Source organism: Nocardioides sp. NPDC087217 (assembly GCF_044744805.1).
In the GTDB taxonomy this organism is placed as follows: domain Bacteria; phylum Actinomycetota; class Actinomycetes; order Propionibacteriales; family Nocardioidaceae; genus Nocardioides.
Map to the genome: position 1 here is coordinate 891,330 of NZ_JBIUZB010000001.1, position 19,794 is coordinate 911,123.

12 protein-coding genes are annotated in these 19,794 nt (G+C 65.0%); 7 read left to right on the plus strand and 5 right to left on the minus strand.

All coding sequences use genetic code 11. The features are described from left to right. Positions 1-301: 301 nt before the first annotated feature. From ACIO3S_RS04455 to ACIO3S_RS04475, 5 genes are all read left to right on the plus strand, one after another. The gene (locus ACIO3S_RS04455) at positions 302-6,916 is read left to right on the plus strand and encodes an RHS repeat-associated core domain-containing protein (protein ID WP_400459929.1); all 6,615 of its coding nucleotides are present in this window, start codon (positions 302-304) and stop codon (positions 6,914-6,916) included. Further along, complete coding sequence (locus ACIO3S_RS04460) at positions 6,916-7,431, plus strand: SUKH-3 domain-containing protein (RefSeq protein ID WP_400459932.1); 516 nt, start codon at positions 6,916-6,918, stop codon at positions 7,429-7,431. The genes ACIO3S_RS04455 and ACIO3S_RS04460 overlap by 1 nt, the downstream gene beginning before the upstream one ends. A gap of 376 nt (positions 7,432-7,807) precedes the next feature. Beyond that, the gene (locus tag ACIO3S_RS04465) at positions 7,808-8,446 is read left to right on the plus strand and encodes a T6SS immunity protein Tdi1 domain-containing protein (protein WP_400459935.1); all 639 of its coding nucleotides are present in this window, start codon (positions 7,808-7,810) and stop codon (positions 8,444-8,446) included. A 590-nt stretch (positions 8,447-9,036) separates the two neighbouring features. Next, positions 9,037-9,981 carry a phosphatase domain-containing protein gene (locus tag ACIO3S_RS04470; protein WP_400459938.1) on the plus strand — a complete coding sequence of 315 codons (945 nt, stop codon included), beginning with the start codon at positions 9,037-9,039 and terminating at the stop codon, positions 9,979-9,981. 322 nt (positions 9,982-10,303) lie between these two features. Further along, on the plus strand, positions 10,304-11,863 hold the full coding sequence (locus ACIO3S_RS04475) for a sulfatase-like hydrolase/transferase (protein ID WP_400459941.1): 1,560 nt from the start codon (positions 10,304-10,306) through the stop codon (positions 11,861-11,863). Positions 11,864-11,933: 70 nt separating this feature from the next. On the opposite strand, the gene ACIO3S_RS04480 is transcribed toward ACIO3S_RS04475, so the two are convergent. Continuing rightward, positions 11,934-12,338 (minus strand): DUF4345 domain-containing protein, encoded by a 405-nt coding sequence (locus ACIO3S_RS04480; protein WP_400459944.1) that lies wholly within the window; start codon positions 12,336-12,338, stop codon positions 11,934-11,936. Between the two features lie 196 nt (positions 12,339-12,534). On the opposite strand from ACIO3S_RS04480, the gene ACIO3S_RS04485 reads away from it, so the two are divergent. After that, positions 12,535-13,230, plus strand: a complete 696-nt coding sequence (locus ACIO3S_RS04485; protein ID WP_400459947.1) for an ArsR family transcriptional regulator — start codon at positions 12,535-12,537, stop codon at positions 13,228-13,230. Between the two features lie 4 nt (positions 13,231-13,234). Next, on the plus strand, positions 13,235-13,570 hold the full coding sequence (locus ACIO3S_RS04490; protein WP_400459950.1) for a hypothetical protein: 336 nt from the start codon (positions 13,235-13,237) through the stop codon (positions 13,568-13,570). A gap of 129 nt (positions 13,571-13,699) precedes the next feature. Here the strand turns inward: ACIO3S_RS04490 and ACIO3S_RS04495 are convergent, their stop codons facing one another. From ACIO3S_RS04495 to ACIO3S_RS04510, 4 genes are all read right to left on the minus strand, one after another. After that, on the minus strand, positions 13,700-15,028 hold the full coding sequence (locus ACIO3S_RS04495) for a hypothetical protein (RefSeq protein ID WP_400459953.1): 1,329 nt from the start codon (positions 15,026-15,028) through the stop codon (positions 13,700-13,702). Positions 15,029-15,030: 2 nt separating this feature from the next. Continuing rightward, positions 15,031-15,498: a hypothetical protein gene (locus ACIO3S_RS04500; RefSeq protein ID WP_400459956.1), complete on the minus strand. Its 468-nt coding sequence runs from the start codon at positions 15,496-15,498 to the stop codon at positions 15,031-15,033. Positions 15,499-15,514: 16 nt separating this feature from the next. Further along, the gene (locus ACIO3S_RS04505) at positions 15,515-16,783 is read right to left on the minus strand and encodes a copper resistance protein CopC (RefSeq protein WP_400459959.1); all 1,269 of its coding nucleotides are present in this window, start codon (positions 16,781-16,783) and stop codon (positions 15,515-15,517) included. Between the two features lie 185 nt (positions 16,784-16,968). Then, entirely contained in the window at positions 16,969-19,158 is a 2,190-nt protein-coding gene (locus tag ACIO3S_RS04510; RefSeq protein ID WP_400459962.1) for a YncE family protein, read from the minus strand. Positions 19,159-19,794 lie beyond the last annotated feature (636 nt).

The following is a 19,794-nucleotide window of genomic DNA, read 5'->3' on the forward strand; positions in this document are numbered from 1 at the left end:
TGATCGGGAGAAGCCGAAGGGCACCACGGATCCTGCAGCGGCCGAGGATGCGCATCTCCCGACGCCGGGAGTGGCCACCGTGAATGTCCCCGTTCCGAAGGGCATGACCTCGACTGCTCCGACGAAAGCGAAGGCCACCGGCTTGCTGGGCGCTGGGAAGCTCCCCGTAAGAGTCGGTTTTACCGCTCAAGCCGTCGAGAGGGCCGCGAAGAGCGTGCAACAGGTTGCTGGTGGCGCTAGCGAAGACTCGGCTCGCGGAGACGCGCCGCAGACGGAAGCGCCGGGAGTTGCTGTCGAACTCTTGGACGCGAACACAGCCGCCGAGGCCCAGATCCCAGGGGTGATGTTCACTGTCACCGACCAGAGCGGAACCGTTGACCTCGGGAAGGTCGATGTTGCCCTGGACTACGGCGCGTTCGAGAACGCTGTTGGCGGTGAATGGGCCACGCGACTGCAACTGGTGTCGTACCCGGCGTGTGTCCTGACCACACCGACCAAGCCCGAATGTCGGATCGCGACGAGCGTAACCAGCCGCCGCAACTACCAGGACAAGCAGCTCAAGGCGACGGTCGACCTTGAGGCCGCATCCGAAGTAAAGCCTGACGGCCGCAGTGCTTCGGCTGAGGCGTCGCCGCCTTCAGCGACCGAGCCGGTTGTGCTTGCCGCCACAGGGGATTCATCGGGGGTCAACGGAGACTTCGCCGCGACCTCGTTGAAGCCGTCAGGCTCCTGGTCGCAAGGCGGTGCGACGGGTGGGTTCTCCTGGACCTATCCGCTCGTGTTGCCTCCTGCCGCGACAGGTAGCGGGATCGCGCCGTCGTTGTCGTTGGACTATTCCTCCCAGAGCGTTGACGGCCAGAACACGACGTCGAACAACCAGGCGTCCTGGGTCGGCCAGGGCTGGTCGCTCGACGGCGGCTACATCGAGCGCACCTACGCCTCGTGCGCTGACGACAAGGACCTACCTGAGCTCAAGCGGACCGGGGATCGGTGCTGGACCGAGGGCGGCAACATCATCACCCTCCAGATGCCCGGTGCCGGCAGCACCGCGTTGGTCAGGGACGACGCGACAGGGACCTGGAAGCCACAGACCGACACCGGTCTGCGGATCCAGCGCAAGACCGGCGCCGACAATGGTGGTCACGACGGTGAGTACTGGCTGGTCACTACTGCGGACGGCACCCGATACACCTTCGGTCGGGAAGTCCTTCCCAATGCCGCGGCCGGCGACAAGACCGACTCTGCGTGGGTTGCCCCGGTTTACCACCCTGATGCCTCCGACCCGTGTCACGGATCCACCGACGAGATGTGCCGGATGGTGTATCGGTGGAACCTAGACCTGATCGAGGACCGCCATGGCAACGCCACCGTCTACGACTACGCGGTCGAAACGAACCACTACGGTTCGCGCTACCCGATGGTCGATGCCTGGGACGACCCGACGTTGCGTGCCTACGACCGCGGCGGTTACATGAAGTCGATCCGCTACGGGATGCGCGCCGATAATCTCTCGGCCGCGGCACCTCAGCAGGTCGCGTTCACGGTCGCGGAACGCTGCTTCCCGACCGCGGACTTCGCCTGCAACGCCGAGGACGCGACCTTGGCGAACGCTGCCCACTGGGCTGACTCCCCGATCGACCAGACTTGTGACGCAGAAGGAGCCTGCGAGGCCCACACCCCCACCTTCTGGACCCGCAAGCGCCTGACGACGATCACCACCAGCTATCTCGGTGCTGACGACGCCCGGCACACGGTAGACACATACCGGCTCGGTCAGTCGTTCTACACCGACACCTCGGGTGAGCTCGTGCTGGACTCGATCGCCCGCACAGGCCACAACGGTGCCGCGTCGGTGGAGACCCCGCTGGTGCGCTTCTCGATGTCGACGCGCCACAACCGTGTCCTCGGGTTGCACGGGCTGCCAGCGATGTCGAGGGTGCGCATGCATGCGATCTACACCGAAACCGGCCAGGACATCTCGATCAAGTACTCCGGTGACCCTGGTCAGGACGGCCGTGCTCCTGGCCTGTGCACCCCCGACACGATCCCGTCCGCCCCGGGGAACAACACGACCGAGTGCTATCCGGTCAAGTGGGTGCAGGAGGGTGCCGAGGAGCCGATCCTGGACTACTTCCACAAGTACGTGGTCACCGAGATCGGCATCCAGGACCACAACGCTCTCGCCCCCATGCGCCTGACGGCCTACACCTACAAGGGCACCCCGGCCTGGCATTACGACGACAACGAGGTCCAGAAGCCGAAGTACCGCACCTGGTCCCAGTTTCGTGGTTACCAGACCGTCGAGACCCGCTCCGGGAACCCTGGTGTGACCAGCGAAGTCGGTGATGACGAGTGGACGCTGAGCTCGACGAAGTACTTCCGTGGCATGGACGGTGATCGTCTCCCCGGAGGCGAGACCACCCGAGTCGCAACCGTCACCGACTCGCGCGGCGGCTCGCGAGCCGACGCCGACTGGTTCGCGGGGCAGGCCCTGGAGACCACCCATCACAACGGCGACGGCGGCGAGGTCGTCTCCACCACCGTCCATGCCCCTCGAGTGGTCGACACCACTGCCACCCGGGCACGCGATGGCCTCGATCCGGTCAAGGCCCGCATCATCCAGCCTGGCGGGTCGAAGACCTACACGCCGCATGTCAACGAGGATGGCACCAGCGGCACGATGTCCTCGGGCACGACCACCGTCTACGACGGCTTCGGCCGCGCCACCGAGGTCACCAACACCGCCACCGGGTCCGGCACGACGTGTGTGAAGACGACCTATGTCGACAACACCACCAATTGGATCCGGGACAAGGCCTCCCAGGTCACGACCTACGCCAACACCTGTCCGACCGACACGACCCCGTCCCCGAAGGTCCTGCGCGCCACCCGCACCTACTACGACGGGTCAACCACCCTCGGCGAGGTCACCGACGGTCTCCCCACCAAGACCGTGACAGCGACAAAGGTCAGCGGTAGCACGCCGGATTGGGATAGCAACGCCCAGGTCTCCACCACGACCTACGACGCCTACGGCCGCATCGCGACCTCGAGCGTGGACAACCCCGGTGCTGCGACCACTAAGCGGACGACTACGACGACCTACACGCCCGCAGGCCCGGGTGCGCTGACCAAGGTCACCACGACGTTGCCGATCTCCAGCCACAAGACTGAAGAGCACCTCGACCCAGGTCGTGGCGTCACACTTAAGGCGGTTGCGGTCGACGGCCTTGTCACCGAAGGCACCTATGACGCACTTGGTCGTCTGACCGCAGTCTGGAAGCCAGGCCAGGTCAAGGGAACCGACCAAGCCACCGAGACCTACGACTATCGCGTCAGTCCCGACGCCCCCCTCGCGGTCACCACCAACACCCTCGTAGACCCCGGAGCGGGCCTGACCGGCAACGGCACGCCCAGCTACCGCACCCGGATCGTGCTCTACGACGCCTTTGGCGCGATCCGGCAAGCCCAAGCCGACGGTGTCGGCGGCGGTCGCGTCGTCACCGACACCTTCAACGACTCCCACGGCTGGGCCGTGAAGACCTACGACCACTGGTACACCACCGGCGAACCGACCGCGTCGATCATCACAACGCCGCAGGCGAACATCGACGACTGGCAGACCACCAAGTACGACGGCTCAGGCCGCCCCGTCGAGGTGACCAGCTACAAGACCGGTTCCGCTGTCGCTGCCAGCACCAAGACGATCTACTCCGGCAACGCCGTCACCGTCATCAACCCCGAAGGCGGCGTCTCCTCCACGACGTTCACCAACGGGCGGGGTGAGAAGACCGAGCTGCGTAATTACAAGACCCTCCCGACGATCTCCGGGAACCGGGTCTCTGGCGGCACCTATCAGCGTCTCACCTACACCTACGACGCCATGGGCCAGCAGCTGACCCAGTCCACAGGTCGCAACAACACCACCGACACCAGCCTCGCCGCGACCTGGTCCAACGTGTACGACCTCGCCGGACGCGTAACGTCCGTAACCACTCCGGATGCCGGCACCGTGAGCACCTCCTACTGGGACACCGGCGAAGTCAAGACTCGCACCGACGCGACCGGTCGATCCCAGTACTTCGAGTACGACGCTGTCGGGCGCCAGGTGAAGAAGAAGTCCGGCGGCGCGTCGGGCACGACGCTGGCTGAATGGGCCTACGACAACCCGGCTCTGGGAATCGGGAGGATTGCCTCCTCGACCAGCTACGACAGCGGGAAGTCCTACACCAAGACGATCACCGGCTATGACAACGCCGGGCACGAGCTCGGCACCACCGTCACCCTGAACGAAACGGGTCTGAACCCGTCTTACACCTCGACCCAGGAATGGACCTCCACTGGGCTGCTCGAGTCGGCGACCACGGCCCGATCGACGAGCCAGGCCGGCGGCGCCGGGGGCGCATCTCCGGAGACTGTGTTCTACGAGTACGACGCCTCCGGGAACCCGGTAGCGATGCACGGCATGAGCGTGCTCGTTCAGAACACCACCTATACCCCCTATGGGGAACCGGCTCAGTACGTGTTCGGTGTGAACGATCTGACGATGGCGGCGACGTTCGACATCGACGCGAAGAGCCGACACACCAAGTCGGTGCTGCTGACCGGGCAGCTCGCCGCCCCGCAGATCGAGAAGCTGGATTACTCCTACGACCCGGCTGGGAACATCACCAAGGTCGTCAACCAGCAGGGCAACTCCTCGACCGGCCCGGTGCAGACGACCTGTTACGACTACGACGGTCTGCGGCAGCTGACCGAAGCATGGTCGTCGAAGGACGGGTGTGCCACCAACCCAGCGGTCGCGAACTCGAACGCGAGTGTGGACGGGCCGCAGGCTTTCTGGACCTCCTGGGCGTACGACGACGCCGGCAACCGCACCAAGCAGGTCCGGCACGGGCTGGGCAGCGCGGCCTCGACCACGACCACCTACGCCAACGGCACCTCCGACACCGACACCATTCCGGAACACGCGCTGGCCTCGACATCGACCACGGGTGCCAAGACCGGCTCGTCGAGCTACACCTACAACGCTGATGGGTCGATGGCGTCTCGGACGGTCACCGACGCCGGCGTGACGAAGAAGACGTCGTTCTCCTACGGTCCTGACGGTGAGGTCCAGACGGTCGCGGACCCGGTGGCTTCGGCTAGGTACGTGTACGACGCGGACGGAAACGTGCTGCTGCGTCGGGAGAAGGACCTGACGACCCTGTTCCTGCCTGGTCAGGATGTGGTGGTCAAGCCTTCGACGCTGGCGACGTCGGCGTATCGCACCTATGAGTTCAACGGTCAGACGGTTGCGGTGCGGACGAACGCCGGGCAGGCGAACTTCCTGCTCGCCGACCACAACCAGACCGCGCAGGTCTCGGTCAACCCGCTGACGTGGGCGGTGCAGCGACGCTACACCGACCCATACGGCGTCACGCTGGCAAACAAGAACGGGTCGGCGCCGGGAACTGTGGCAGGCAAGCGCGGTTTCCTGGACCAGCCGGTCAACGTCGCTGCAGGACTCTCCGAGCTTGGGGCCAGACTGTACGACCCGGCTGTCGGCCGGTTCACGAGTGTGGACCCGATCCTGTCTTCGACTGATCCCGCCGCTGCGAACGGGTACACGTATTCGGGCAACAACCCGGTGACGTTCAACGACGCCTCTGGTCTGCAGTACATGGCGGGTGGCCCGCCGCGGGGCGTCGTTTACAACACGTCCTCGACGCCGACGCCGGCCGAAGAGCCGGATCCTCCCAAGACGTTCTGGGACGGCGCGAAAGACGGCGGCGGTGAAGCGATCGCCGAGGTGATCTCCTCGTTCAACCCGGTCGAGATCTACAACAACATCAAGGCTGTCATCAAGGATCCTCCGTCGCCGGCGGCGTTCTTCAAGTCGGTGTTCTCGAGTCTGTTGCACATCGATGAGGCCAAGGCGGTCTACAACGCCTACAAGTCGGGTAGCGACTACGAGTTCGGGAAGGCTCTGGGCAAGCTCGCGGTCTCGGTTTCTGGGGACTTGGCGACCATGATCTTCGGTGGTGGGAAGGCCGTCTCGTTGATCGGGAAGGCGGCGAAGGCAGCGAAGGGGTCGAAGAACACCCCTGAGACTGACGCGGCCAGTGGCGGATCGTGTCCGACCGGGAGGAGCTTCTCAGGCGATACGCGGGTGCTGCTGGCGGATGGGACGAGTAAGCCGATCAGTCAGATCCAGCCGGGTGATGTGGTGTGGGCTACTGATCCGGTGACAGGTGTTGCTGGTCCGCGGCCGGTGCTTGCGACGTGGCCGCATCGCGACATGCTCCTCGTCCTCGAGATCGATGGCCAGGTGCTGGTGACCACCGAAGATCACCCGTTCTGGTCGGTGACCGACCAGACGTGGGAGCGCGCTGATGACCTTCAGGTCGGTGAGAAGGTGTTGTCTGCGGACGGGAGCAGTCATCTGGTCACCGCACCGATCGACCTGACCACCGCCTACTACGACCAGGCGTTCGACCTGACCGTGGCTGGGATCCACACCTTCCACGTCCTGACCGACCCGGACCGGGGGCCACCGGTTGACGTCCTCGTCCACAACTGCGATTTGGCGGGCTACGCCGAAAGCGTGCGCAACGAGCCGGGGGTAAAGTTTGCATCGGAGTACACGTCCCCTTCTGGGGCCACGTACTACGGTCGAAACAGGCACGGTGAGGCTGCTGACGGTGAGTTGGCTGCGGCGCTTGAGCGCACTGGCCACCATGGTGGATGCGCGGAAGTACATTGTCTGATCCAGGCACAGCGTGAGGAAGGACCCGAAGCCATTAGGGGCGGCACGATGCGCACAGTCCGAACACGAAACAACTCGATGCCGACGTCGAATGCGGCTGGACATGGTGAGCCTGCCCATCCATGCGGTAGGTGCGGGCGACTGCAAGCCGACTTGGGGATCAACTGATGGACCTTTTTCGACTAGGTCGGCTCTCTCCGGATGTGCTCGGTGCCCTTGCAGCAGCGGGGTGGACGCCTGAGCGAAAGATCGATATCAAGGGTTGGGTTGAGCCTTTGGAAGCCGAGGGGTATCGCCTCCACCCGTTGGCAGAAGAAGTTCTAGCAAGGGTGGGCGGGTTAACGATTGATCCGATAAGGGAATGCGGGCCCAACTTTGCGAATGACGAACCGTATTCCTTTGATCCGTTAGCTGCCGGAGTCGGTCAGCGGGCGCTCGCGGCGGAGATCGAAGACCTGCTCGGTGGCCAGTACTTTCCCGTCGGTGAATGGCTTAGCTATTCCAGCGTTTTCGTTGAGGCTGGTGGGCGTGTGGTAGCTGCGGGAATGGGATGGATCTGGGAACTTGGGGCAACCTTCGAGGAATCACTGCAGTTGGCGATAGGTGCGGATCGGCCATTGGTCTGCCTCCACGCCGATGACGGACTTGAACCTTGGCCACCGACGAACCTGAAGTCTTGCTAACCCGGATCGTTCAGGTGGCCAGCAAGCGCACTGGGAAGCACGTGGACAGAGTCCACAACGGCGAAGGGGCCGCGGGGGTTTCCCAACTGGCGGTACGTGACACGGTTGCCGCTCCATCGGGGAGTCGACGAGATGACTGACTCCGAACTCAGCCAAGAATTCTCGCGGCTGATTAGAAGGTCTGGGCGGTGGCGAGACTCGCGGCCGAACGAGTTGTTAGATCGGTCGGCTCGGTTCGTGAGTGATTGCGTGCAAGTATACTCGCCTGACTCCATCGATTATTGGGACTATCTGACGGCGTGACACGGTTTGGAGCAAGTGCAGGGGCACCAGGAATGGCAACGATTCTCGGAGTTGCGCGCCTTGCGTGAAGATAATGTTCGACGAATTCATTGAGGCGTTTGGTGTTGATCCTTCGACCGCTCAGACGTCAAGCGTCTGGGCAGATCCGGCACTCCTCGGCGTACCTGGATACGAGCAGATGCTGGATAAGTACGCTGGTAGATCATTCGGTGGAGGAATATACCGATTCCACACCGCAACGACGGCTCCCGCCATGTTGGCCAAGATTAACGAGTACTTCCCTGAGTTTAGAGGGCGTCTGCGGCCTTTTTCGTATGACTGGCTTGGGCGACAGTTCTGCATTGATAGAACTAGAACCAGAGGCGCAGAGCCATTGGTTCTGTTGGTCGAGCCGGGCAGCGGTGAAGCATTGAAAGTGCCAACCACCTTTGCGGAATTCCGCGAGTCTGAGCTCGTCAATTACGCAGGCGACGCTTTGGCTGTAGACTTCTATGCGAACTGGCGAGAAAGTGCTCGGGTCGTGGATCTGATCGATCGTGATCGGTGTGTTGGATATCGCGTCCCCTTATTCTTAGGTGGGGCCGACGAGGTCTCGAACCTGGAGTTGACTGATATTGAGGTCTACTGGGAACTGTGTGGGCAATTGCTCCTTTCTGTGCGGCCCCATGAGAACGGTGTGGATGTTGCTGGTGTCGATATAGGTGACCGGTAGGGTTCGCGGCATCTAGTGTTCTGTGAGTTCCTTGCATGCAAATAGATTAGATTTCGCACTCCGGCCAACGGACTTGGCTCCTTGAGTTCACGAGTACCGCGTACCCTTTGCTCCGCGAAAACTCCGCGAAAACTCCGTCGAGGGACCCCTAGATCAGGCGAGATGATGAGGTATCCTGGAGTTCTTCAGCGAGATCGATGACAGATGTTCGTCCAGGTCAAGCGGTGGCTTCTCGGAACAGGTCGAGAAAACTCGAGGGATGCGGCAGGCGACGAAGCGTGTCGGGCACCACGAGAAGGCCAGGGGTTCGAATCCCCTCAACTCCACCAATAAGAACCCCGCCTGACCTGCGGAAACGCAGAAGGTCAGGCGGGGTTCTTTGCGTCTAGGCTGCCGTTCCGGCGAAGATTCCCTCCGCATTCCCTGAACGGTTCAGGTGGACAATCCGGCCTCGTCAGCGACGGTTCCAGGACTCCGCGGGGCGTTCAGACGGGGCGGAATCTAGGCTGTGGCCCATGTCGGCACGTCAGTGGATGCTCGGGTTGGAGCGAGCGTGGGATGCAGCGAAATTCCGTCGGGCAGGATCACGGGTGCCGGCGGACTTCCGGATCGAGTGCTATGGCGGGCACGGGAGTGCCGAGGGGGTCGTGGTACGCGGTCGGGTCGTCGACGATCCACCGCCCTCGGAGGCCGTGGAGGGCGAGGGGGCGGGTGCCGCCGTACGCCGCATGATCCGTCACTTCGTGACCGACGAGCTGCCGGGTGTGCCGCTGCGGATCACTGTGGGTGATGCCGCGGTGGACGCGGTCACCGATGACGAGGGCTACTTCGTGGCACGGCTGCGGCCCGTCCCGGAAACGCTGGAGGCTCCGTTCACGCGCGGTGCCGTCGAGCTGGCCGGCGAGTACCGCGGTCTGGCCGGGGACCACCGGGCGACGGTGGAGGTCAGCGTGCCTGTCGGTGAGGCGCGGTTCGGCGTGATCTCCGACATCGACGACACGATCCTCGAGACCGGGGTGCAGCGCGTCGGGCGGATGGTGCGTCAGACCCTCACCGGGTCGGCGCTCACGCGTACGCCGTTCCCTGGCGCGCCAGAGCTCTACCGCGACCTCGCCGCCCACGCGAACCCGGTGTTCTACATCTCCTCCAGCCCGTGGAACCTGCATGCGTTCCTGGACGCCTTCGTGCGCCACCGCGACTTCCCGCGCGGACCGCTGCTGCTGCGCGATCTGCTCGGCAGCGCCGGCGGCCGGGAGCCGAAGAGCGGGCGCATCGACGAGGTCCTCGCGCTCCACCCGAGCCTTCCGTTCGTCCTCCTGGGTGACTCCGGTGAGCACGATCCGGAGATCTACGCCGACGCCGTCCGCCGCCATCCTGGGCGGATCCTCGCGGTCTACATCCGCGAGGTGCGGCTCGATCCTCACGACGGCCGCGTCGAGCACGTGTGGAACTCCATGGGCGACGAGGTGCCGCTCGTGCTCGTCGCCGACAGCGAGGCGGTACGTCGCCACGCCACCGGTCTCGGCCTCCTCTGAGAACGGCGCGATGTGTACAACTGATTAACAGAGCCCTGAACGGCTGCGGCGAAAATCCGCCGCGGGCTAGATTTCGGGTTGCTCGCCGGCTCGGGATCGGAGACGCGCTTCCAGCTGTCCGATTCTTGCCAGGAGTCTCGTTGAACCTCGACTCGAGACCGGTGCTGACGGACGCCGAGAAGCAGTGAGTCGCATGGCCAGCGGCCGGCAGTGATCTCCGCGCTGTTGACGCGCGTTGGGCGCTGATGGCCCGACGAGGTCCGTCGTGTCCGGGTTGGTTCCATCTCTGCGGAGCAGAGGTCATGAAGAGACAGGTTGAAGTATGAGTTCCGGGATGGGCCTGGGCCAGGCGCTTCGGCGTGGACGGACCACGATCGCCACCCTGGCAGTGGCGAGCACCGTCGCGGTCCTGTGCGGGCCGACGTCGTCGGCGGAGGCGGTGGCGCTGCCGGGGCGGCTGGAGTCGGGGCGGCCGAGCGTGTTGATGATCAACGTCGACGATCTGGCCGCGACGGACATCAAGTACATGCCGAACGTGCAGAGGCTGCTGGTGCAGCAGGGGACGACGTTCACCGATGGGGTGGCGCCGACGCCGTTGTGCGTCCCGGCACGGGCGAGCCTGTTGACCGGCAAGTACGCCCACAACCATCGGAACTGGTCCATCTCCGGGACCAACGGCGGCTATACGGGCTTCACGGGGCGGCGAAACACGCTTCCGGTGTGGATGGACAAGGCCGGCTATCGCACGATGTTCCTCGGGAAGTACCTCAACGGGTACGGCAAGGGGTCCGAGCGCTACTCCAGCGGCGAGCCCGGATGGGACAACTGGCAGGCGACGATCGATCCGTCGACCTACCACCTGCTGAGTCCGAAGTTCAACACCAACGGCACGATCCAGAGCCCTGGTCTCTACAGCTCGGTCGCGTTGCAGAACCGGTCGATCAAGATGATCAAGAACGCCGGGACCAACGTCGGCGGCACGAAGCCATGGTTCCTGTGGGTCAACTACGTGGCGCCACACGCGGGTGGCCCGGTCGAGGCCAGCGACCCGAAGAAGCGCTACCCGAACCAGCCCTCACTGTGGCTGGAGAACACCCGGCCGATGGGTGCGGACAAGGGACGCTTCAGCGGGCTCGGGCTGCCCACGACTCCGGACATGTTCTACGCCGGACCGGGCCAGGTGACGGCCGGGAAGCCCTACACGGCAGCCCAGAAGCGGGTCATGCGCTACGTCTACCAACAGCGCATCGAAGCGGCGCAGTCGGTCGACCGGGCGGTCGCCCGCACCATCGCCCACCTGAAGGACAGTGGGCAGTACCGGCGTACCGTCATCATCTTCTCCGGAGACAACGGCTACACCACCGGGCACCACAACCGTCTGGGCAAGCTGTGGGAGTCGTCGCAGTCCATGCGGATCCCGCTGATCATGGTCGGGCCCGGGATCCCGAAGAACATCAAGGTCGGCTCCGCGGTCGGCAACCCGGACATCGCCACCACGGTCGCCGCCCTCGGGCGGGCGACGCCGGGGCGGGCGCAGGATGGTGTCGACATCACGCGCGTGCTCGCGTCGAGCGTGAAGGCGGGCAAGACGCTCTACCGGCCGATCCCGATCGCCGCCTGGCCGACTCTGGGCGGGACGACCAGCAAGTATCGCGGCATCCGCTACGGGCGCTACACCTACATCACCCTCACATCGACCGGCACCCCGGTTCTCTACGATCGTGCTGTCGATCCCTACGAGACCCGCAATCTGGCCGGCGACCTGCGCTACACCAAGGTGGTCGCTCACCTGAAGGCTCTCGACGCGAAGTACCGAGCATGCTCAGGTAGCACCTGTCCGAAGACGTACTCGGCGACACTGGTCGCGCCGAGTCCCGCCTAGGCCACTCGGCAGCGACATCGACTGCCTGGAGGTGGCCGTTGCGCGACCTGCCTCGCGGGGGCGTTGACCGTCAGGCGGTCTCCGTCCGCTGCGGAGAGGAGTCCTCCACCCGCAACAAATAGGCCGCGGCGCCGGCGTAGGAAGCCTCGATGACAAGAACGGCGATCAGCACTGCATGGGGCCACCCATCCGCCGCGATGCTGACCAGGCGCCCCACAGCCAGGCCGCTCATGAAGGTGAACAGCGTGATGAGCGAAGTCCTGGTGTAACGCGGGTTGGAGGCTCCCAGGAAGAACAGGATCGCCATGGCTACGAACAGTGACCCGGAGCCGCTCCTGAAAATGTTCGCCTCCGATGGCGATTGGATGTCGACCCCGTAGATGTCGAGCAAGAGGTGGGGAGCCAAGAGATAGATCAACCCGATCACGGCGATCCCGAGCCCCGCGGAACCAAGAACGATCTTGTTCAGACTCATCCTGCTGATACCTCCGGATTGGGAGTCTCATCGAAGAAGCTCCAGAACATGCGGCACGAACTAATCGTGGTACTGGATGAAGCCTCCCAGGAGGATCGAAGCGTGGCCGGCCAGCGGGCGTGACCTTGGTCACTTGATTGGTATTCAGGGACGATCCTCTTGACCTTCCGCAGATCACTCAGTAACCATTGACTCAATGGAGGTTGAGCGACAGGTCGAACTGGAGCGCCGGGCGAAGATGCACGCAGCGCTCGGTGATCCGGTGCGACTTCGGATCGTCGACAGCCTCCAGATGAGTGATGCCTCCCCCACAGAGCTCGCCGGGATGCTGAATGTCTCGTCGAACTTGTTTGCTCACCATGTGCAGACCCTGGTGAGCGCAGGTGTCGTGTCCCGTCATCATTCCGAGGGCGACGGGAGACGTACGTACCTGCACCTCGAGCAGGACGGGCTCGAGAGCCTGGGCACCGCATCCCCCGTGGCGGTGCCCAGGCGTGTCCTGTTCGTGTGCACCGGCAATTCGGCCAGATCGCATCTGGCCGCGGCGCTGTGGCGCCAGGTCAGCACGATCCCGGCCGCCTCTGCCGGCACCCATCCCGCCGAGCAGATCAACCCGGGTGCGGTCGAGGTCGCCTCCCGCCACGACCTGGAGCTTCCCGTCATCGATCCTCGTCATCTCGACGATGTGCTGGACCCGGACGATCTGGTGGTCACCGTGTGCGACCGCGCGCATGAGACCCCGAAGGTCGCCGGCGAGCTGCACTGGTCGATCCCCGACCCGGTGGGCAGGGGCCCCGAGGCCTTCGACGCTGCGTACGCAGAACTCGAGCGCCGCATCAAGGTGCTCGCGTCCCATTTTCATCCTGATGAGCCACCCACGCGCAAGGAGTAGCCCTATGGACACCGAGGTCGCCCTCGATCAGACGTTTGCGCCGAGCGGCACTGCCGATCGCCCTGCCGAGGAGTTCAGTGGCACTATCCTGCCTGCTTCGCTCGATGGCCGCCCGAAGGGCCCGGACACCGTCCCTGATGCGCCATCGCTCGCCGAGCAGTTCGCCGGCATCGTCTACTTCTCCGAGATGGCCGCCGATAGCCGGGACGATCGACGGCCGACCCATCGCCGCAACGTCGGGAGAATGTCTGGCGGGGAGTCAGCTCGCTCCGCGCGCGGTCGCCGAATCCCGACTCGGCCCTGGCGTTTTCCCACCGGCGACCGGAACCCCAAGACCTGACCGCACCAACGTCGCGATAGATCCGTCGTCGGTGGTGGCGGTGGACTTGTCGCCGGGTTGTGCGAGGACGTTCACGGGCCGATCGTGCGTGGACCTGACCCCAGGTCCCGCGAGCTGTCGGCTACCGGGTCAGGCTCCGAACAGCAGGTAGAGGCCCATGTAGGTGTAGAGCACCATCGCGATGAGCAGCGGCAGCTGACCGGCGACCTGGTGACGCCGCGGGAGGATCTCCAAGGCACGGTCGTGAGCTGCGATGACGCCCAAGACGTGCCCGGTCACGATGGCGACCACCTGGGTCGTGGCCAGGAAGGTCGCATGCTCGGAGAACCAGTAGCTGACCTCCCAGTCCTCGGTCCCGAACAGATTCGCCCCGGTTCCGGCGGGGTCGCTGATCTGGATCAGAGTCTGTGAGCCGACCTGGACGAAGAAGTTCAGGTAGTGCGCCACCATGTAGCCGACGACGATCGGGACGATGGAGTGAGCGAGGCGACGCGGGATCTGCCTGCGATCGACGCTCTCATCGGCCGCTGTTGCCATCGACGCCGCCACGAAGACGACTCCGACGACGGTGATCGTCGTCAGGAGCCCGGCCGTTCCCAGCACGATCGAATCGATGCCACTGGACTGGACGAACCGGATCCAGGTCACGCTCTCGCGCCAGCTGTCGTATGCGGTGCTGCCGAGGAGGACCGCGACCGTGGCCACCAGCCCGGCTTCGCCCGGCACACGGGCAAGGTGGCGCAATGGACTGATCCAGACGAGGTCGCCTTCGTCGTTTCGGGCCCACGGTGAGAGGTGGGCCAGAAGGGTGGAGTAGACCTCGAACGGGTCGGCCCGCTCGAGCCATGGTTCACCGAAGATCGCGCCGCCGAGCAACATCGCTGCCAGGTAGCACGCGAACCACGCGCGAACCGAGCCGAGGTAGGTCGCCTGGGGTGAGACGAGCTCGAGCCAGACGAAAGCGAACAGACCGATTGCTGCGGGCCAGTACCCCAGGTGGGCCGGATAGCGGCGGATGCCTGCGTCAGGTGGTCGCCCCGCGACCTTCGCGAGGATCAAGTGGAGCGTACGGGCCGGGCTGACAGCACGGTAGAAGCGGCCGAACAGCAGCGAAGCCGGGACGATGCCGACCCAGAGCCAGACGTAGACCACGCCGAAGGTCGGGTTGCTCAGCAGGTCCGGCCCGAACAGCGCGGGCCAGAGCATGAAGCAGAAGAACGTCGTTCCGAGTGCGCGGACACTCAAGGTCCAGCCGCGACCGTCCAGGAAGGCTGCAAGGCCCACGTGGACAGCTCGTTCGCCGCCAGTCGTCGCGAACCGAGGCGTACGCCACGCCAGGAGCAGAACGACGAAGGACAGCACGAGGGCGGCCGTGCCGCCCGCGATCGCGACGGGGGCAGGGACGGGCAGGTCGGCGCCCCCGCCCAAGCCATGCATGGGCAGGATCAGGGCGAACAAAGTCAGCGCACCTCGATGAGCGCGACGACGGCGCCGGTGTCGTGGTCCTCGACCTCGACGGTGCCAGGCGTGTTCACGACGATCTCGTTGTTCGAGGTCCCCTCGGCGTACTCGATGGACTGCTCAGGGGCGGAGTGGACGTGCAGCTCGCCGGCCCGGTCGGAGTCGATCTCCACGACGAGCTTCTCGCCGGCGCTGAGTTCGATCTCCTCCGCATTGGGCGACACCTTCTCTCCGTCGATCGTGACCTTGAGAAGCGGACCGATAGCGGTTGACTCGGCGGTGGGGCTGACCGGAGCTGCTGACGATGCGACGCCCGAGGGGATCACGGAGGACGGCGTGCCGGCCGGCTCGGCCGATGGGACAGTGTCTTCGTCGGTGCCTCCGCACGCGGCGGGCGCAAGGACGAGCGTGAAGGTCACACCGATGGTGGCGCTGATTCGCCAGAGAAGGCGGTGGTACGTAGGCATGGGTATCCCTCAAGTCCTAACCGAGGAGGTCTGAACCGGGTAGCGCTGCGAGCGCCACGACGGTGGCCGAGGCTGACACCGCGGCCACCTCCCGCAGCCGGCGGCGAGCGAGCTTGTCCCGCCGGCCGTCGCCCTGCTCGGGGTCGGATCTGCGGCGCCGCTCCTGGAACAGGAGTGCCACCCCCGTGCCGACGATCACCGCCCCCAGCGCGGCGTACGCCGCCAGCTGCCAGCCGCCGGTCGTGGTCGCCGCGAGCAGCACGACCGCACCGCCCTCCAGCATGATCCGGGCAAGCAGCCGCGCGGCGGGCGCCGCCTGTCCACCGGCTCGACGTAGGACCGTCCACCGCATCACCGCGGCGCCGACGCCGACCGCAGCCGCCAGTAGGAGCGTGGTGCTCGCGACCACGCTGAGCGGCCCCGGTCCCGCCGGTGCGTGCGGGCGGGCGAAGATCCAGGTCGCTGCCAATGCCGAGGCGGCACCGAGCACCGTCGCCGCGGCCATCCACCGCTCGACCGAAGTCCGGGCGGGCGCGTTCCGCAGGAGCTGCCAGAAACCGAGTGTGAGCGGCAGCATGATGAGCAGCCTGGCCATGAGCGCCGCCCCGATGTCCGACTCGACCGTCCCGGCGAGGAGTGCCGGGTCGAACGCGTCGCCGAGCGAGGTCCGGGCGGCGTAACCGCCGAACGAGAGCAGGGACACGAGCGTCGCCAGCACCATGGTCGCCCAGGTGTACTTGAGCAGACGGCGCGATCCTGGACGGCGGGTGCCCTCGGGCCAGGCGACTCCGAGCACGAACACGGTCCCGACGCCGAGCACCAGGGCGGCCGTCGCGAGGGTTTCCGCCACCGTGTACACCGCGACGACGACCGGGTCGCGGTCGACGACGAGGCCGGGGACCGCGGTGAACCTCTGCGCGGAGTACACGGAGAAGTTCGACGACCCGATCATCGGCTCGAGGGTGCTGGACGGCACCGACCAGACGACCGTGTAGATCCCCTCGTAGCGGGCTTCCGGCATGGGCACGGCAATCGCGTCGTCGGCCCCCGGCGGGTTGTACGGCCGGGTCGACACGATGCGTTCGCCCGCGGGATCAGTCATCTGGATCGTCGTGAGCTCCGCGGGTACAGGCCGGTCGAACGTGATCCGGACCTCGTCGGGGGACCTGACCGTCTCACCGTCCTGAGGGCTCACGGAGACCAGCACCGGGTCACCGGATGTCGACGGCAGCACCGTGAGCAACACTCCCCAGCAGGCCGCGACCAACACGACCAGCCCGATCACGCGCCGACGGATCCTGGGGCGGGGTGGGGTTGTCACAGCCCGTGGGCGAATATCCTGCGCCGTCATCGGCCGGCCTCCTGCGTGATCGGGAACTCGTGGGAAATTTCGGGTCTGGCAGAGACGGTCCGGGGCTGTGCAGCGCAGCCCAGCCCCGGACCGTCGGTGGTGTCAGATGCTGATACTGATCAGCAGGCCGACTCGTCGATCGGGTTGATCTGCTCGCAGGTCAGACCCTTTCGCCAGGCCGCCGGGATCTCCTGCGACCAGCCGTTGTAGACCAGCGGGAGGGCCAGGACGCCCTGTCCGCCCACACCCGGGTGGGCGACGAGCTCGTCGTCCATCTTGGTGTCCGCCGTCGGCCCCAGCGTCAGCTGGCCGGCGATGGCGGCATCCGAGATGTCACCATCGTTGTTCGGGTCGACGTCGATGACCTGCATGGCGTTGGAGAACTTGTTGGAGACGTAGGCGTAGTAGCCGCCACCCTCCTTGGCGCCGAAGTTGGCGCCGTGGCAACCGGCGTTGCACGGCAGATCCTTGATCAACTTGTGTGTGTCCGGGTCGATCACGTTGACCGTCTGGGACAGGGTGTTGACCGCCAGCAGCGCCTTGCCGTCCGGGCTCACCGGGAGCTGGATGGTCAGTCCGCCCCACGACTTGCCCTTCTCAGGACCGGTCTGTGAGTCGTAGTTCTGCCACAGGTCGATCGTGGAGTTCTTGGCCACACCGCCGTCGGGGGTCGCACACGCGTCCTCCTCCAGTGACACGCACGAGACGCTCATGCCCAGGAAGTTGGACAGGTACGCCTTCTTCGAGTCCGGCGTCATCGACGTGGCGATCGGGAACGCCCCGACGGGCTCGTGCCTGACCTTCCCGGTGTCCATGTCGGCGATGACGGCCTCCTCGGTCATCGTGTTCGGCGCTACGACCGTCTTGCCGTCATGGCTGGTCCAGTGCGCGTGCGGGTGCGGGGTCATGCCGCTCTCCGGATCGGCGTGGATGCGCTTGATGATCTTCGTGGCGCCCGGTGCCGCCTCGACGATGTCCGTCCCGGCGTTGACGCCGATCGTGAGGTTGTCGTTGCCTGGACGAGTCATCACGTGCGCCGGGTTGGGCCCGACCTCGAGGCTCCGTACGAACTTGCCGGTCGCCCGGTCGAACACGTCGGTCTCGTTGTCGAACCACTCGTTCCCGTACAGGTACTTGTAGGTCTTGTCCGCCCACATGTTGTGGATGTTGTTCATGTTGATCTCGGGGGCTGCGATCTTCCGATCGATCGTCCAGTCCTCGGCGTTGATCTTGGTGATGGAGCCGTGCTTCTTCTTCCCTGCGAAGTCCTCCATCTGAGTGGCCATCCAGACCTCACCGACGCCAGGGGTGGTCGGCTTCTTCAGCGCCGGCAGCTTCCTCGGGTACTCGAACTTCTGGTCGTAGTACGCGTCCAGGTTCGGGATCAGCACGGGCTTGCCCTCTGCGTCGTACTGCAGGATCGGGGCCGGCGGCTGGACCGGGTTCCAGGACACCTCCTTGGAGTCGCTGAACTGCTGCCAGTTGTTCGGGTTGGTGATGGTGAAGAAGGCGTTCACCAGCCGCTGGATGATGTCGGCGTTCGACGGAACGGGCTCGGGCTTGCCGTTGACCACCAGCTTCTCGCCGAAGTCGAGACCCAACGTGAGCGGGTCGTCGACCACGACCGCGCCGAGCATGTACGGCGCGACCGAGTCGGTGAAGGCGTACAGCCCCGGCTCGGTGAGCTGGATCGTCTTCTCGCCGAAGAAGGCGCCCTTGGAGTCCATGTACGGGAACTCGTCCGCCCCCTCGGGAGCGATCAGCCCGATCGGGTTGCGGATTCCCTGCGACTTGGCCGGGTCCACGTTGAACGTGACGGTGACCGGAGGCCCCTCGACCGCGAACTCCTGGAGGGAGTCCAGGACACCCGCCAGGTCCACGCCGACCGGCAGCGAGGTCAGGTCGACCGGCTCGCCCGCCGGCATGTCGGCGACGGTCGCCTCGAGCTCGCCGATCAGGTCCTCGGCCTCGGCGGCCTTGGAAGCCGCCTCCGGCGAGGACTTCGCGATGCCCTGCACGGTGGCCAGGGTCGAGTCGAGGGCGAGCGGGTCGGTTGCGCTCGCGCCGCCGGCGGTGCCGAGCCCGCCGAGGAGGTTCTCCACCAACGACGCGTCAGTCGGCAGCAACGGGCCGCCGACAGATGGCACTCCGCCAGCAGGCACGGCGACCCGGGGGAGCACGCCTACCGCGAGGGACTTGCTGCCGAAGAGGTTGAGACCGGAGTCGAACCATCCTCCGTTCTCGTCGGTCAGGTCGAAGGTGATGGGGAGCGGGCCCACCCCGACCGGCTGCTGGCCTACGGCCGGCATCGTGGTCAGACTCGCCGCTGTGATCGCCGAGGCCGCCGCCACGGCCACCGCGCCGAGTCGTCGTCGTCGATTCCTGAGCCCCAAGAAGCCTTGGGGAGCTGATACAGACATGAAGAATGCCTCTCTGTTCTAGCGCATTTGATTCGATCTCCAAGGTGAAAATTCGGGGAATCCCGAGGAGTGGTAATCACTCAATACTGCCCTCATTAAGGGCCCTCGACCCTGGGTGAAATCTCATCGTTAATGGGACCTCACGGCCTCACGAGGCATTCATTTCGGGGAGGAGATTCGACGACTGGCATCGACTTTCGCGCTCAATATATACCCCCAGGAGTTTAAATACCCCTCGGAGTTTATATACCCCCGGGAGTTTAGGAGATCTTTGCCATCGGACATGCAATGCGAAGGCACGGTGCGCTTTTAACTGGTGCGTTACGTTACGGCGACGAATCGGTCATGCCTGATCGGCCTACTGGATATCTGACCCAGATTGCCTATCTGGGAACCCCTGAAACATCCAAAACATGCCTCTGAAACATCCAAGGTAACTGGGTATAAGGAGGAAATAGGTAAAGAAGGAGAAACCCATGCCCAGTCTTACCCACGTTCACCAGGGCAGCTCCGGAAGGACGGTCC